The following is a 14,337-nucleotide window of genomic DNA, read 5'->3' on the forward strand; positions in this document are numbered from 1 at the left end:
GTGCCTGGTTACGCCGACGTTACGCCAACGCCCGCCTGCCGTCCCGGCTGCCCGCCGCGGCGGCGGCCGGACCGGCGACGGTCCTGCTGTGGCGGTGGTCCTGCTGTGGCGGTGGTCCTGCTGTGGCGGTGGTCCTGCTGCGGCGGTGGTCCTGCTGCGGCGGCAGCGCCGCAGGTGCCCTCGGGCGGGCGGCGGCCCGGCCGCGAGCGCTGGCCCACCGGCGGTCGGCCGGCCCGGCGCGAGCGTGGCCGCCGTCTCCCGTTGGCATCGTGTCCGCCCCGACGGGCTGGGGCAAAATGAGGACATGCCCACCCTGCGTCTCGCCCTGTCCCAGGTCAACCCGAGCGTCGGCGACCTCGCCGGCAACGCCGACCTGGTCCGCAGCTGGACCCGCCAGGCCGCTGATGCCGGCGCCCAACTGGTGCTCTTCCCCGAGATGATGCTGACCGGGTACCCGGTCGAGGATCTGGTCTTCCGGCGTTCCTTCGTCGCCGCGTCCCGGGCCGCCCTGGAGCAGCTCGCCGCCGACCTCGCCACGGACGGCCTCGGCGAGTTGCCCGTGGTGGTCGGCTACCTGGACGCCGACGGGCCGCCCCAGGTCAGCGAGCACGCCGAGCCGGGTCGGGGCGCCCGCAACGCCGCCGCGCTGCTGCACCGGGGCGTGGTGGCCGCCCGCTACTTCAAGCACCACCTGCCCAACTACGGCGTCTTCGACGAGGACCGCTACTTCCTGTCCGGCGACATGCTGACCGTGGTGCGGATCGGTGGGGTGGACGTCGCGCTGACCATCTGCGAGGACCTGTGGCAGGCCGGCGGCCCGTTCGCCGCCGCCCGGCAGGCCAGGGTCGGCCTGGTGGTCAACATCAACGGCTCGCCGTACGAGCTGAACAAGGACGACATCCGGCTGCCGCTGGTCCGCCGGCGGGCCGCCGAGGCGGGCGCCGCCATCGCGTACGTCAACATGATCGGCGGGCAGGACGAGCTGGTCTTCGAGGGCGACTCGATGATCGTGGCCGCCGACGGTGAGCTGCTCACCCGGGCCCCGCAGTTCGTCGAGCACCTGCTCGTGCACGACGTGGAACTGCCGGCCGCCGGCGCGCCGCCGGCCGAGGAGACCGTCGCGGACGGTATGCGGGTGGTGCACAGCACCCTGGACGGCATCCCGCCCACGCCGTCCGGCCCGGCCGCCACCGGCGGGCTGATCGAGCCGGTGGCCGACGAGGCCGAGGTGTGGCACGCGTTGGTGCTCGGCCTGCGCGACTACGTCAACAAGAACAGGTTCCCGTCGGTGGTGCTCGGCCTCTCCGGCGGCATCGACTCGGCGGTGGTGGCCGCGCTGGCCGTCGACGCGCTCGGTCCGGACCGGGTGGTCGGGGTGTCGCTGCCCAGCCAGCACTCCTCCGAGCACTCCCGGGAGGACGCCGCCGACCTGGCCAAGCGCACCGGGCTGGACTACCGCACCGAGCCGATCCAGCCGATGGTGGACGGTTTCCTGGCCAACCTGTCGCTGTCCGGGGTGGCGGTGGAGAACCTCCAGGCCCGGGTCCGCGGCGTGATCCTGATGGCGCTGTCGAACCAGGAGGGCCACCTGGTGCTGACCACCGGCAACAAGAGCGAGCTGGCGGTTGGCTACTCCACGCTGTACGGCGACTCGGTGGGCGGCTTCAACCCGGTCAAGGACGTGTGGAAGACACTGATCTGGCGGCTGGCGAAGTGGCGCAACGCGGACGCGGCCCGGCGGGGCGCGACCTCACCCATCCCGGAGAACTCGATCGGCAAGCCGCCGAGCGCCGAGCTGAGCCCGGGCCAACTGGACAGCGACACCCTGCCCGACTACGACGTGCTGGACCCGATCCTGATCGGCTACGTCGACGGCGACCTCGGCCGGGACGGGCTGATCGAGTCGGGCCACGACCCGGCCGTGGTGGACAAGGTGCTGCGGCTGGTGGATACCGCCGAGTACAAGCGACGGCAGTCGGCGCCGGGCACGAAGATCTCGATGAAGGCGTTCGGCCGGGACCGCCGGCTGCCGATCACCAACCGGTGGCGCGAGCACGGCTGAGCCGTCCGGGGTGGGCGCCGGGTCGGTGGGCCGGTCCGGCGCCCTCGCCGCGGTGGAGTGACATCTTCCACTGCGCCCTGCCGTCATCCCTGCCTGCGATGCGACGATCGCGACAGAACCCGGGGACCGCGCAGGCGGCCTCGAGGAAGGAGACAGTGATGGTGGAGTCCACGCCCAACGAGGTGACCGCGCTGTACGGCGGCCCGGCCACCCGACGGGTCCGTACCCGCGACCTGATCGCCGCCAAGGAGCGCGGCGAACGGTGGCCGATGCTCACCTCGTACGACCAGTACACGGCGGCGATCTTCGACCAGGCCGGTGTCCCGGTGCTGCTGGTCGGCGACTCAGCCGCGAACAACGTGTTCGGCTACGAGACCACCCTGCCGGTCACCGCCGACGAGCTGCTCCCGCTGGTGCGGGCGGTGGTACGGGCGACCCGACAGTCGCTGATCGTCGGCGACCTCCCGTTCGGCTCGTACGAGGAAGGCCCGACGCAGGCGCTGCGTACCGCCGTGCGGTTCATGAAGGAAGGTGGCTGCCACGCGGTGAAGCTGGAGGGTGGCCGCCGCTGTGCCGCGCAGATCGCCGCGATCGTCGGCGCCGGCATTCCGGTGATGGCGCACATCGGCTTCACCCCGCAGAGCGAGCACACCCTGGGCGGCTACCGGGTGCAGGGCCGAGGCGATGCGGCCACCGAGGTGCTGGCAGACGCTCGGGCGGTTGCCGAGGCGGGCGCGTTCGCGGTGGTGCTGGAGATGGTGCCGGGTGAGGTGGCCAAGCAGATCACCCACGAACTGTCGATCCCCACCGTGGGCATCGGGGCCGGCCCCGACACCGACGCCCAGGTGCTGGTCTGGCAGGACATGGCCGGCCTGCGTACCGGCAAGGCACCACGCTTCGTGAAGCGGTACGCGGACCTGTCCGGCGCCCTCACCGACGCCACCCGCCGGTTCGCCGACGAGGTCCGCGGCGGCGAGTTCCCAGCCGCCGAGCACACCTTCTAGGACGGTCCGCGGCTCGCGTAGGTCCGCGGCTCGCGTAGGTCCGCGGCTCGCGTAGGTCCGCGGCTCGCGTAGGTCCGCGGCTCCCGTAGGTCAGCGGCTCGGACGGTCCACGGCGGCAGGGCCGGCCAGCACGACGCTTCAGTCGGCCGGCCGGCCCCGCCGCCGCACCGCTAACGGGCACCGGCAACGGGCGGAAGCCGCTGGCCGCCAATCGATCACCACCGCTGAAACTGTCGTACACCTGTTCCAGTCTTTGGTCGTGGTCGAGGAGTTGGCGCAGGCGGAGGGCGCGGTGGCGGCGTGCCTCGATGTGGCCACCTGGGCCGTCGCGGAGCATGAGCTGGTCGCGGCGCTCGACGCCGCGCACCGGCTCGAGCAGCGCCTGGCGGCGGTGCAGCTGGCCCTGGTGCGCGAGCTGGACGGTCGGGGCACAGCCGTCGCACAGGGCGCGTCCTCGACGGCGGTCTGGCTGCGCGACCGACTGCGGCTCACCGTCCCCGCCGCCCGTCGGCTGGTCGACCTCGCCGGCACGCTGGACGCCGCCGCCCCCGGGATACGTCGCGCGTTGGCCGACGGGGACATCAGCCTCGAGCAGGCCCGGGTCATCGGCGACACCGTCAGCACGGTGCACGCCGCCGCCGGCGCCGAGGCTGCCGACAAGGCCGTCGGCGTGCTGGTCGAGTGGGCGGGACAGTTCGATCCGGCACTGCTCCGCAGGCTACGCACGCGGATTCTCGACCACGTCGCTCCGGAGGTCGCCGAGGCTGCCGCCCAAGCCGCGTTGGAGGCCGAGGCCCACCGGTCGGCCCGAGACCGTCACGTCACACTGTCCGAGCTGCACGATGGCCGCCTCCGGCTGACCGGCAGCCTGGACGCCGAGGCGGCCGGCCTGCTGCGCGCCGCGATCGAGCCGTTGACCGCACCGTCGGGCCCGGACGACCCGCGCACCCCCGGGCAACGCCGACACGACGCGCTCGCCGACCTCTGTCGGCTCACCCTGCGCACCGGGGAGCTACCCGAGCATGGCGGCGAGCCCGCCCAGATCGTCGTCACCACCAGTCTCGACAGCCTGCTCCGGCAGCTCGACGCCGGAGCCCTGGACACCGGCCTCCAGCTCACCCCGGAGGCGGTCCGCCGGCTCGCCTGCGACGCGGCCATCCTGCCCGCCGTCCTTGGCAGCGCCGGCCAGGTGCTCGACGTGGGCCGGCAACGCCGGCTCGTCACCGGGCCTCTCCGGCGCGCGCTGGTCCTACGGGACCGCGGCTGCGCCTTCCCGGGCTGCGACCGCCCGCCCCGCTGGTGCGACGCCCACCACATCCGGCACTGGGCGAACGGCGGCGAGACGAGCCTGCAGAACGCGGTATTGCTCTGTGCACACCACCACCGGCACATCCATCGCGGCGACTGGACCGTCCTTCTGGGCGGCGACGGTCACCCGGAGTTCGTCCCGCCAGCCTGGCTCGATCCCGACCGACTCCCCCGCCGCAACCAGTACCACCGGCGGACGTGAGCACGACCGTTCAGCAACGCTCACACCTTCGCAGGCCAACGCTCCGGACACCGCCCGTCGAAGACCAGCCCGCGCGATCGGACCGACTCAGCGGTCCAGCAGCGGGCGCACCGACAACCGCGCCCAGAGCTCGCGGGCTCACCCGTGCGCAGGCACGCCGGCAGACAGGCTCAGAGGTCGGTGACGCGGATGCCGGCGTGGGCCTTGTAGCGCTTGTTGATGGCGATCAGGTTGGCGGTGAACGCCTCGATCTGGTGGGCGTTGCGCAGGCGGCCAGCGTAGATGCCGCGCATCCCGGGGATCCGGGCGGCGAGCGCGCCGACCACGTCGACCAGCTCGCGGTCCTCGGTGCAGATCAGCACGTCCAGGTCGATCCGGTCGACCTCGGGGTCGGCCAGCAGCGGGGCGCTGACGTGGTTGAACGCCGCGCAGACCCGGGAGTCGGGCAGCAGCGCGGCGGCCTGCTGCACGGCGCTGCCCTCGGCGACGGTCAGCGCGTAGGGGCCCTGCTTGTCAAAGCCGAGCGGGTTGACGCAGTCGATGACGATCGTGGCGGCGAGCGGCTCGGCGAGAGAGGCGACGGTAGCGGCGTGCCCGTCCCACGGCACCGCGATGATCACGACGTCGCTGCGCCGGGCCACCTCGTCGTTGGCCGCACCGGTGATACTGACATCGGCCGGCATCCGGGGCAGCGCGGCGATCTCGGCGGCGGACTCGGCGGCCCGCTCCGCGGAGCGGGAGCCGATCAGCACCGTCTGCCCGGCCCGGGCGAGGCGGTAGGCGAGACCCCGCCCCTGATCGCCGGTGCCACCGATGATGCCGACCGTCAGCCCGGACACGTCGGGCAGCGTGCTCGCGTCGTATGCCATGGGCTCATCCTCGCAAACCGCCCGGTCCGGCAGCAGCGTCAGCCGCTGTGACAATTCCCGCTGCCCGCCCGCCGCGCTGCCAACTCGTCGGCTCGGGATCCGACCCGGACGCCACCACCGGCCGACCCCGCCCACGCGCCCCGACGACGACCCACGCCAGGAGCGAACTGCCGCTCCAGGCCAACTCGAACAGGACCCGCCGGCAACCCGTCCAGACCAGCTCGAACAGGATCGTGCGGGTAGCCGGTTCGGTCCACGCCAACGCGAAAAGGGCCGCCGGCAACCCCTTCAGGCCAGCTCGAACAGGATCGTGCGGGTAGCCGGGTCGGCGGTTACCAGCCGGACCCGGACTCGTTCACCGAGCGGCAGTTGGCCGAGGCAGCGGCCGCGTACCGGCGGGGCGTCCAGGGCGACCGTGCCGCCGGGCGGGCGGGGGCGGGAGCGGCCGTTGGGCGGGGCGTCCACGTCCAGTACCGCCGCGTCGAAGGTCTCCCCCACCCGGTCCGCCAGCAGCACCGCTTCGGCCAACTCGACCGCACCCCGGCTGGCCGCCGAGGCGGTCCGGTCGGTCGTGGCCATAACCTCGGGCAGCCGAGGCAGCGCGGCGCGCGCCCAGTCGGGCACCGGCCGGCCCGCGTGCAGGGCCAGGCAGACCTCGGTGGCGTACCGGTCGGCGAGGCGCCGCAGCGGCGCCGTGACGTGGGCGTACGCGGCGGCCACCCCGCCGTGCTCCGGCTGCTCCGGCGGCGTCCCGTCGAACGCGGTGTAGGCCGCGCCGCGCATCAGCTCGGCTGCCTGGTCGATGAACGCGGCGGCGCGCGGCTGGGCGGGGTCCAGCCCGACGATCACCTCGCCCGGGCCAACGCCGTCCGGCCAGTGCACGCCCAGCGGCGCGGCGGCGGCCCGCAGCCGCTGCACGGCCTCCGGCTTCGGAGCCGGCATGGTGCGCAGCAGGCCGACCCGGCCGGCCAGCATGATGTCGGCGGCGGCCATCCCCGTCAGCAGGGAGATCTGCGCGTTGTGCTCCTCCATGGGCACCGGCCCGCGCAACACCAGCCGCCAGCCCTCGCCGTCGGGTTCCACGTCCTGCTCGGGCAGGGGCAGGTTGATCGCGCCACGACGCAGTCCCCGAGCGGTCAGCCGGTCACCGATCTCGGGCAGCAGCGCGATCGGGTCGGGCAGCCGCCCGCCGTCCGCCGCCGCCTGCACCCCGGAGTAGTCGAGTTTGGCCCGGCTGCGGACCAGGGCGCGTTCCAGCTCGACGGCCACCGTGCCGCCGTCGGCGTCCAGGTCGATGGTCCAGACCACCGCGGCCCGGTCGTCGTCGGGCAGCAGACTGGCCGCGCCCTCGCTGAGCGTCAGCGGGTGCAGCGGCACGTGGCCGTCGGGCAGGTAGATGGTCTGCCCTCGCCGCCAGGTCTCCGCCTCCAGCGCGCCGCCGGGGCCGACGTGCGCGGCGACGTCCGCGATCGCATACCGCACCCGATAGCCGCCACCTGGCCGTCGGGCGAGGTGCATCGCCTGGTCCAGGTCCCGGGACGTGGCCGGGTCGACCGTGACGAACGGTACGTCGGTACGGTCGACGGGCGGTCGCGGCGGCGCGGCGGCCGCCTCGTCAGCCTCGTGTTGCGCGGCGGCCGGGAAACCCTCGGGCAGGCCGAGCTCGCGGCGCAGCGTGCCGAAGTCGATGCGGGGCGCGAGTACGCGTCGGATGACCACGGGTCAATCCTGACAGTGCCGCCGGTGATCCGCTTCCGGTGACCGGCCGAGATATCCGCCGACGCACCGGGCGAACCGCGGCAGACCCGCCGGAGTGCCGCGTCGGGCCTGCCGGTGAACCGCGTCGGCCCTGCCGGGCGATCCTGTGCCGGACGGCCTGCGGTCAGCCGGTCGCCTTCCGCGCGGTGGTCCGCGTACCGCGGGGGGCGGTGGCCCGGGCGGCGGTCGGACGGGCCGGCGACTTGCGGGCGGTCACCTTGCGCGCCGGCGCCTTGGCCGCGACGGTCTTCTTCGCCGGGGCCTTCTTCGCCACCGCCTTGCGGGCGGCGGTCGACGACGTGCCGGTCGACTTCGCGGCCGGGGCCTTCTTTGCCGCGGCCTTGCGTGCGCCGCCGCCAGGGCGGGTGGCCGCGGTCTTCTTCGCTGTCGTCTTCTTCGCCGTACCCGTGGTCTTCTTCGCCGCAGCGGTCGTCTTCTTCGCCGGAGCCTTCTTGGCGGCCGTCTTCTTCGCGGTGGACGCCTTGGTCGCGGTCTTGCGCGCCGGTGCCTTCGCCGCGGTGGTGGCCTTCTTCACCGCCGAGGCGGTGGTCCTCTTCGCGGCGCTGGTGGTCTTCTTGGCCGCGCTGGTGGTCTTCTTGGCCGCGCTGGTGGTCTTCTTCGCCGTACCCGTGGTCTTCTTCGCAGCGGCGGTGGTCTTCTTCGCAGCGGATGCCGGGGTCCGCTTCGCGGTGGCGGTCGTCTTGCGGGTGGCGGTCGAGGTCTTCGCTGGCGCCTTCTTGGCAGCGGTGGAGGCCTTGGTGGTGGCCTTCTTCGCGGGAGCCTTGGCGGCCGTGGTGGTCTTCTTGGCCGGGGCACGCCCCGCCCCGCCGGCGGCCTTCCGGGCCGGCGCCTTCGCCGCCGCCGCACCCGCGGTGGACTTGCGCACGGGGGTGGTCCGGCTCGCTCCCGTGTTCCGCTCCGCCGCGGCGGTCTTCTTCGCGGTGGTACGCCGGGCGGCCGGGCGGGTGGTGGCCTGCTGTGCTTCGGCCATCTCGGTTCCCTCCTTGGGGACGTGCTCTCGCGTGTCTCCTCGCGGAGCACTGAGTACCTCGGCGCGGGCCGTCCCGCGCCGTCTACCTGTCCTCCCCGGCCCAACGAGCGTCCTCGGCCTCCCACGCCTCGTTACGCTCCTGCACTCGTTGCAGGGCGTTCTCCGCGTCGGCCGCCGAGTCGTACGGGCCGAGGACGTGCTTCGCCGGGCACACGTCGGCGTCCGTCTCAACCCGGTGGTGCCGGGTGCACCAGTAGAACTGCCCACCACGTCCGCTGTCGCTCATGGGAATCACTGTGCACCGCGAACCGACCGGCCGCCACCGGATCACGCAAGTCACCGACCTTCTCCACAGTAGAGCCGGTTACGGCGCCCCGGGCCGGAACACCGAAAGAAAGCCCAGGCCGGGACACTTCGCCCGCCACCGGCCGTCGGCTGAACGGCCAGTTCCCGCGTACGGCGACGCGGGGCAGGATCGGTCCCCGTGATCAACACGGTGACCGGCACGGGGGCGTGCCCGGGGTGTGGGGCCACGACGGCGTCCGTACGCGACGCGCTGCCCTGGTGCCCCAACTGCGAGTGGAATCTGGACACGTACGACCCGATGCGGCGCGAACGCGAGTTCGGCTGGACCTGGGTCGACCGGTGGACCTACCGGATGGCGTTCCGGGCGACCGGTCGGCAGTTCACCCGGCTGGTCGGGCGACCGCTGGGCGCCAGCGGGTCCGGTGGCGCCCGGACGGTGACCGCGGTGGCGTCGCTGGTGCTGGTCGCGGTGGTACTCGCGCTCGCGGTCACCGGCGTATGGCTGATCGTGGCGTTCCCGTTTCCCAACCTGGCGATCCTGCCGGGGGTCGCGATGGTCGGCCTGGCGGTCGCGCTGCGGCCCCGGTTCGGCCGGCTCGACCCGGAGTTGGAGGTGCTCTCCCTGGACCGGGCGCCGGAGCTGTTCGCGCTGATCGGCGAGGTGGCCACGGCGATCGGGGCACCGATGCCGGACGTGGTCGGCGTCGACGGCGACATCAACGCGTACGCGGGTGCGGTCGGGTTGCGCCGCCGGAAGGTGCTCTGCCTCGGGCTGCCGTTGTGGGGCTCACTCACCGCCGGCGAGCGGGTGGCGTTGCTCGGCCACGAGCTCGGTCACTTCGTCAACGGTGACCCACGCCGGGGCCTGCTCACCCAGCCCGCGTTCACCATGCTCGGCTCGGCCGCGGACCTGTTCCGGCCGGTGCGAACCAGTGTCGGCGCTGGGCTGGTGGAGATGGTGGGCGACGCGCTGGGCCGGGCGTTCCAGTGGGTGGTGTCCCGGGTTCTGTTCGTCGCCTACCTGCTGCTGGTGAGCGTGGCGCTGCGGGACAGCCAGCGCGCCGAGTACCTCGCCGACGAACTGGCCGCGCGGGTGGCCGGCTCGACCGCCGCGACCGATCTGCTCGACGCCCTGCTCGCCGCCGAGTCGATGGCGCTGGCGGTGCGCCGGGAGACCCGGGCGGGACACGGCCCGGACCGGTGGCGTTCGGCGTTGGCCCAGGCCCGCGCCGCGAGCGCCGATCGGCTGCCGCTGCTGCGCCAACTGTCGGTCCGTGACGAGGCGTCGCTGTTCGCCGCCCACCCGCCGACCGGACTGCGCCGCCGGATGCTCACCGGCCGACCGTGGCAGGACCCGGCGGTGGTGCTCACCGAGGCCCGAATGGAGCGGATCGACGCCGAACTCGCCAGGGAGTACGAGCGCTTCCGCCGTACCGTCAGCTGGTCGGCCTGACACTCGACGCGGGGTCGCGGGACGGCGATGGTCGCGGAGTCGCGGCCTATGATCGCCGGATGGCGGTACCGGACTACATCCTGCGGATGCGCAAGCACGTCGGTCACGACCTGCTCTGGCTGCCCAGCGTCAGCGCGGTGGTCCGCAACGACGCCGGTGAGCTGCTGCTCGGTCAGCGCGCCGACGACGGGCGTTGGTCGGTGATCAGCGGGTTCGTCGAGCCGGGCGAGCAGCCGGCCACCGCGCTGGTCCGCGAGGTGCGGGAGGAGACGGGTCTGGACGTGGTGCCGGTGCGGCTGTCCAGCGCCGTCTCGCACCCGCACACCTACCCCAACGGGGACCGCTGCGAGTACCTCAACCTCGGCTTCGTCTGCCGGGTCGTCGCTGGCACGGCCCGGGTCAATGACGACGAGTCGCTGGCCGTGCGGTGGTTCCCGATGGGCCGGCTGCCCGAGCTGGACGCGCACGCCCTGCTGGTCATCGCCTACGCGTTGCGCGACAACCAGTCGGCCGGTTTCCTGCCGCTGGGCACCACGTGGGACGACGTGCCCAGCTGAGCCTGCGTGGGTCAGGCCGGCGACGAGGTCGGGGCCGGCGCGAGGGCGACCGGCGCAGTGGGCGCCGACCGGGCCGCCCGGATGGTGTACGCGAGCGCGTAGGGCGTGCACGCCAGGTAGATCATGGGCTCCACCAGCACCTCGTTGGTGATCAGGAAGATCTCCCACGGGATGGGCCGGGGCAGGCCGAAGTTCCAGTCGGTCCAGCAGGCGAAGAGCCACAGCGGCGCGGAGATCCGGTCGACGGTGCCGGGTGGCATCTCACCGATCCCCGGGCCGGCGCCGGTGCCGCCCGGGATGCTGTCGACCACGGCGAGGATGACCGCGAGGTCGGCGGCGACGAGCGCGCCGAGGACCCCGAGCCACCAGGCGGCCCGGACCCGGTCCCGCGCGGCGAGACCCGCCGCGGCCCAGAGGACCAGCGTCAGTCCAGCCAGCCAGAACAGCAGACCGGGTACGGACAGGGCGAGGCTGTCGGCGTTGGTGGCGTACAGGAGCAGGACCGCGGCCGCACCGACGGGGAGCACCACGCCGAGCGCGATACGCAGCGAGCCGTCGAGCGCGGTGTGTCGGGCCCAGCGCGCGGCGAACACCGCCAGCAGCACCGCCAACCCGACGGTGAGCGAGGCCCAGAGCGGCCTCTGCGCCCGCGTCGACCAGCTCACTCCCATCGTCACCAGCCAGGTCTCGACCGGGTTCATCGCCAGCGCGCTGGCCACCACGATCCCGATGCAGGCGAGTGGGGCCAGGAGCAACGCGGCTGCGGTACGGCGGGCCCGCCGGTGCATCATGGCGCGGTCGACGAGCGGGGCGCCGGCCCGGCTGACGGCGAGACTCACGGCGAAGCCCACCATCCTCGTCCGGTGACCGCTCGCGGCGAGCACGTGCAACTCGGCGTCCCACTCGCGGCGCAGGTCGTCGCGCAGGTCGGCCGGCCAGCGTCGCGCGGCGATCGCCAGCAACACCTCGGCGGCGCGGCGGGTCACCATGCCGGTGCCTCGGTGGGCCCGGCGCCGCCCCACGATGGACGAACGTCGGGGATGGCGGCCCGCAGGTCGGCAATCGCCCGGCGGGCTTCGGCCACCCCTTCGGCGGTGAGCCGGTAGTAGCGGCGGGCCGGCCGGCCCGCCGCTACCGGGTCGATCGCCTCCCAGTCGGCGGCCAGCCAGCCGGCCGCCCGCAACCGGTGCAGCACGGGATAGAGGGTGCCGCTGGCCAGGCCGGTCAACCGCATCAGGTCCAGCCCGTACCGCTCCGCCTCAGGCTCGGCGAGCAACGCCGCCAGCACCTTGGCGACCGGAATGGTGATCCGCATCCCAACACTGTATCGGAACTCTACATAGGGGTGGGTACCCGTTCGACGGGAATCCACAGCTCCGCGTCCGCCTGGCCGCCGTCCGCGGACACCCGTACCCGCGAGATCTCCGGGCCGGGCCGGCTGCGGTACGGGTTGGACGGGAACCACTGGGTGAACACGTCCCGCCACAGGTACTGCACCGCCTGCGGGAACGCACCGGAGGTGGTGAAGACCGCCCACGTCCCGGCCTGCACGGGCAGTGCGTCCAGGTCCTCCGGCGGCGCGGCGGCGGTGACGACCCCGTGCCAGTAGTCCAACTCGGTGCCCTCCGCGCGGCTGTCGGCGAGGTTGTCGCTGACGTTGACGATCCCGGCCGGCTCCTGATCCGAGAGCGCCTCGATCCGCTCTGCCGTCTCCCGGTCGATGCTCCGGATGAACGCGACGATCGCCGGGTTCATCCCCTCGTGCACCAGCGGAACCCGGGCCTTGCGCCCCACCAGGGCGAACGCGTCCTTGCTGACGATTCGATATTCCATGCTGCCGCTCCCTTCAACGGTGAGTCGGAAGGACATCCGGGGCTGGGCGCGCAGCGCGGCCCCCGTACGCCGGGCCTCGCCGGGTGTCACGCCGTGCACGGCGTGGAACGCCCGGGCGAACGCCTCTGCCGAGCCGTAGCCGTAGTGCACCGCGATGTCGAGCAGCGTCCGCTCCCCCGCCAGCACGTCCGCCCCGGCGACGGTGAGCCGACGCCGACGGATGTACTCCGACAGCGGGATGCCGGCCAGCGCGGAGAACAGCCGTCGGAAGTGGTACTCCGACGTCAGCGCGATCCGCGCCAGGTCGGCCACCTCGATTCGTTGGTCGAGGTGCCGCTCGATGTACGCCATGGCCTCGTTGAGCCGCTCCAGCACCCGGGTCTCCTTCCCTTTCGAGCACCGACGCTAGGCGGCGGGGCGGGCCGCCCACCCGACATCCGGTGCCCACAACGGTCGGGTGCGCGCGGAGTCGCCGGTGTCAGCGGGTCGGCTGCTGCATGATCCAGGTGGGCAGCGGGTCTGACACGGAACGCACCACCTCCCAGCCGGCGCGGCGGTACAGCTCGACGTTGGCCGGGTTGCTGGTCTCCAGGATCGCCGGCAGGCCGTCCGCGGAGGCGCGATCCAGCCCCGCCCTCATGACGAGACGGCCCCAACCACGTCCGGCGCTGTCGGGGTGGGTGCCCAGGACGCCGAGATACCAGAACGGGAACGCCGGCAGTGCGGCGTGCACGGCCTCGTCGTAGGCCTGAACGCGAGCTAGCACCTCGGCGGGGTAGTGAGCGGCGAGATCCCCTTCCGGCGATTCGTGGCCGGCTGCCGGTGGCTCCCAGATGGCGACCGAGGCACCGCCACCGATCGTCCAGATCGTCGCCTTGTGCACCCGCTTGTCGAAGAGGTGCCCGAAGAAGGCGGCGGCGTACCGCGGATAGGTTTCCTCGTCCGGGAACAGGTGCCGCAGGACGGGATCCTTGATGAACGCGGCGACCAGTGAGCCGATCACCGTGTCATGGTCCGCAGGGGTGGCGATGGTGATCTCGGGCGCTGTCACAGCAGTCGACCCTATCCCGGCCCGGCACCTTGACCCTGACACGGTGGCAGGACGAAGACTCGTCTCATGGACATCGACGACTACCGGAGACACTCCCCGTACAGCGACCCCGGTCGGCACGCCGCACTGCTCGACGCCGTGCCCCCCGCCATCGCCACCGTGGCGGCGACCGCCCGCAACGTGATCGTTCACTACCGGGCCGGTGGCGTCGAGCTGCCCACCGAGCGGCTCGACGAGGTGAACTGCCGCTGGGTGGACCGCATCCTAGACACCGACCAGTCCCGATTTTCCCTGCCACTGAGCGCCGAGCGTCCGACCGCCGACCGGGTAGCCGGCTGCTGCCGGGACCACGCGCTGCTCTCGGTCGCGGTGCTCCGTCAGCACGGCATCCCCAGCCGCAGCCGGGTCGGCTTCGCCTCCTACTTCACGCCCGGCTGGCACCACGATCACGTGCTGGCGGAGTACTGGAACGGCGAACGTTGGGTCTGGGCCGACCCGGAAATCGATCCGGCCGGCGACTGGCGGTTCGACGGCTACGACATCGACCCGGCGGCAGGGCTCTTCGACTCGGCAGCGCGGGTGTGGTCGGCGTACCGGGCCGGGGCGATCGACCCCGACGTCTACGGCGTGGCCCCGGAATCGCCGATCCGCGGTGCGTGGTTCATCTACGACTACGTCCTGCACGAGCTCGCCCATCGGCAGAAGGACGAGCTGCTGCTCTGGGACGGGTTCGACGCGATGACCGACGACTTCGCCGATGCCGACCTCACGCTCGTCGACGAGATCGCCGCGTTGCTGCTCGCCGCCGACGACGGCGACGAGGCCGCGGAGAAGGCGCTCGCCGACCGGTACGCAACCGACACCCGCCTGCGCCCCGGCTCTCAGATCCGTACCATCTCACCGTTCTCAGGCACCGTCAGCACGGTCGACCTGCGTCGCTGAT

14 protein-coding genes are annotated in these 14,337 nt (G+C 73.0%); 6 read left to right on the forward strand and 8 right to left on the reverse strand.

Annotation, left to right across the window (positions count from 1 at the left end; translation table 11 throughout):
- Positions 1–304: 304 nt before the first annotated feature.
- From OG470_RS35595 to OG470_RS35605, 3 genes are all read left to right on the forward strand, one after another.
- The gene (locus tag OG470_RS35595; protein ID WP_328419014.1) at positions 305–2,062 is read left to right on the forward strand and encodes an NAD+ synthase; all 1,758 of its coding nucleotides are present in this window, start codon (positions 305–307) and stop codon (positions 2,060–2,062) included.
- 158 nt (positions 2,063–2,220) lie between these two features.
- The gene (gene panB / locus OG470_RS35600) at positions 2,221–3,066 is read left to right on the forward strand and encodes a 3-methyl-2-oxobutanoate hydroxymethyltransferase (protein WP_328419015.1); all 846 of its coding nucleotides are present in this window, start codon (positions 2,221–2,223) and stop codon (positions 3,064–3,066) included.
- A gap of 259 nt (positions 3,067–3,325) precedes the next feature.
- On the forward strand, positions 3,326–4,576 hold the full coding sequence (locus OG470_RS35605) for an HNH endonuclease signature motif containing protein (protein WP_328419016.1): 1,251 nt from the start codon (positions 3,326–3,328) through the stop codon (positions 4,574–4,576).
- 170 nt (positions 4,577–4,746) lie between these two features.
- On the opposite strand, the gene npdG is transcribed toward OG470_RS35605, so the two are convergent.
- From npdG to OG470_RS35625, 4 genes are all read right to left on the reverse strand, one after another.
- Positions 4,747–5,445 (reverse strand): NADPH-dependent F420 reductase, encoded by a 699-nt coding sequence (gene npdG / locus OG470_RS35610; protein ID WP_328419017.1) that lies wholly within the window; start codon positions 5,443–5,445, stop codon positions 4,747–4,749.
- 288 nt (positions 5,446–5,733) lie between these two features.
- Positions 5,734–7,164 carry an RNB domain-containing ribonuclease gene (locus tag OG470_RS35615; RefSeq protein ID WP_328419018.1) on the reverse strand — a complete coding sequence of 477 codons (1,431 nt, stop codon included), beginning with the start codon at positions 7,162–7,164 and terminating at the stop codon, positions 5,734–5,736.
- Positions 7,165–7,327: 163 nt separating this feature from the next.
- The gene (locus OG470_RS35620; protein ID WP_328419019.1) at positions 7,328–8,194 is read right to left on the reverse strand and encodes a histone; all 867 of its coding nucleotides are present in this window, start codon (positions 8,192–8,194) and stop codon (positions 7,328–7,330) included.
- Between the two features lie 82 nt (positions 8,195–8,276).
- Entirely contained in the window at positions 8,277–8,480 is a 204-nt protein-coding gene (locus tag OG470_RS35625) for a hypothetical protein (protein WP_252417750.1), read from the reverse strand.
- 198 nt (positions 8,481–8,678) lie between these two features.
- On the opposite strand from OG470_RS35625, the gene OG470_RS35630 reads away from it, so the two are divergent.
- Positions 8,679–9,953 carry a M48 family metalloprotease gene (locus OG470_RS35630; RefSeq protein WP_328419020.1) on the forward strand — a complete coding sequence of 425 codons (1,275 nt, stop codon included), beginning with the start codon at positions 8,679–8,681 and terminating at the stop codon, positions 9,951–9,953.
- 59 nt (positions 9,954–10,012) lie between these two features.
- Complete coding sequence (locus tag OG470_RS35635; protein WP_328419021.1) at positions 10,013–10,510, forward strand: NUDIX hydrolase; 498 nt, start codon at positions 10,013–10,015, stop codon at positions 10,508–10,510.
- Between the two features lie 11 nt (positions 10,511–10,521).
- Here OG470_RS35635 and OG470_RS35640 read toward each other — a convergent pair whose 3' ends face one another.
- The 4 genes from OG470_RS35640 to OG470_RS35655 form a co-directional block, all read right to left on the reverse strand.
- A complete protein-coding gene (locus tag OG470_RS35640; protein ID WP_328419022.1) occupies positions 10,522–11,499 on the reverse strand; it encodes a hypothetical protein in 978 nt (325 codons plus the stop codon).
- Positions 11,493–11,825: a PadR family transcriptional regulator gene (locus tag OG470_RS35645; protein ID WP_328419023.1), complete on the reverse strand. Its 333-nt coding sequence runs from the start codon at positions 11,823–11,825 to the stop codon at positions 11,493–11,495. Before OG470_RS35645 ends, OG470_RS35640 begins: the two co-directional genes overlap by 7 nt.
- A gap of 20 nt (positions 11,826–11,845) precedes the next feature.
- Positions 11,846–12,718, reverse strand: coding sequence for an AraC family transcriptional regulator (locus OG470_RS35650; protein ID WP_328419024.1), 873 nt, complete (start codon positions 12,716–12,718; stop codon positions 11,846–11,848).
- Positions 12,719–12,821: 103 nt separating this feature from the next.
- Positions 12,822–13,394 (reverse strand): GNAT family N-acetyltransferase, encoded by a 573-nt coding sequence (locus OG470_RS35655; protein ID WP_328419025.1) that lies wholly within the window; start codon positions 13,392–13,394, stop codon positions 12,822–12,824.
- A 66-nt stretch (positions 13,395–13,460) separates the two neighbouring features.
- Here OG470_RS35655 and OG470_RS35660 point away from each other — a divergent pair, with 66 nt between their 5' ends.
- Entirely contained in the window at positions 13,461–14,336 is an 876-nt protein-coding gene (locus OG470_RS35660) for a transglutaminase domain-containing protein (RefSeq protein WP_328419026.1), read from the forward strand.
- Position 14,337: the final 1 nt, after the last annotated feature.

Source organism: Micromonospora sp. NBC_00389 (assembly GCF_036059255.1).
GTDB lineage: Bacteria > Actinomycetota > Actinomycetes > Mycobacteriales > Micromonosporaceae > Micromonospora.

Bases quoted from the DNA above. Each gene is read 5' to 3' on its own strand.
- OG470_RS35645 (WP_328419023.1), bottom strand. From the start codon at position 11,825: ATGCGGATCACCATTCCGGTCGCCAAGGTGCTGGCGGCGTTGCTCGCC.
- OG470_RS35625 (WP_252417750.1), bottom strand. From the start codon at position 8,480: ATGAGCGACAGCGGACGTGGTGGGCAGTTCTACTGGTGCACCCGGCAC.
- panB (WP_328419015.1), top strand. From the start codon at position 2,221: ATGGTGGAGTCCACGCCCAACGAGGTGACCGCGCTGTACGGCGGCCCG.
- OG470_RS35595 (WP_328419014.1), top strand. From the start codon at position 305: ATGCCCACCCTGCGTCTCGCCCTGTCCCAGGTCAACCCGAGCGTCGGC.
- OG470_RS35620 (WP_328419019.1), bottom strand. From the start codon at position 8,194: ATGGCCGAAGCACAGCAGGCCACCACCCGCCCGGCCGCCCGGCGTACC.
- OG470_RS35660 (WP_328419026.1), top strand. From the start codon at position 13,461: ATGGACATCGACGACTACCGGAGACACTCCCCGTACAGCGACCCCGGT.
- npdG (WP_328419017.1), bottom strand. From the start codon at position 5,445: ATGGCATACGACGCGAGCACGCTGCCCGACGTGTCCGGGCTGACGGTC.
- OG470_RS35640 (WP_328419022.1), bottom strand. From the start codon at position 11,499: ATGGTGACCCGCCGCGCCGCCGAGGTGTTGCTGGCGATCGCCGCGCGA.
- OG470_RS35635 (WP_328419021.1), top strand. From the start codon at position 10,013: ATGGCGGTACCGGACTACATCCTGCGGATGCGCAAGCACGTCGGTCAC.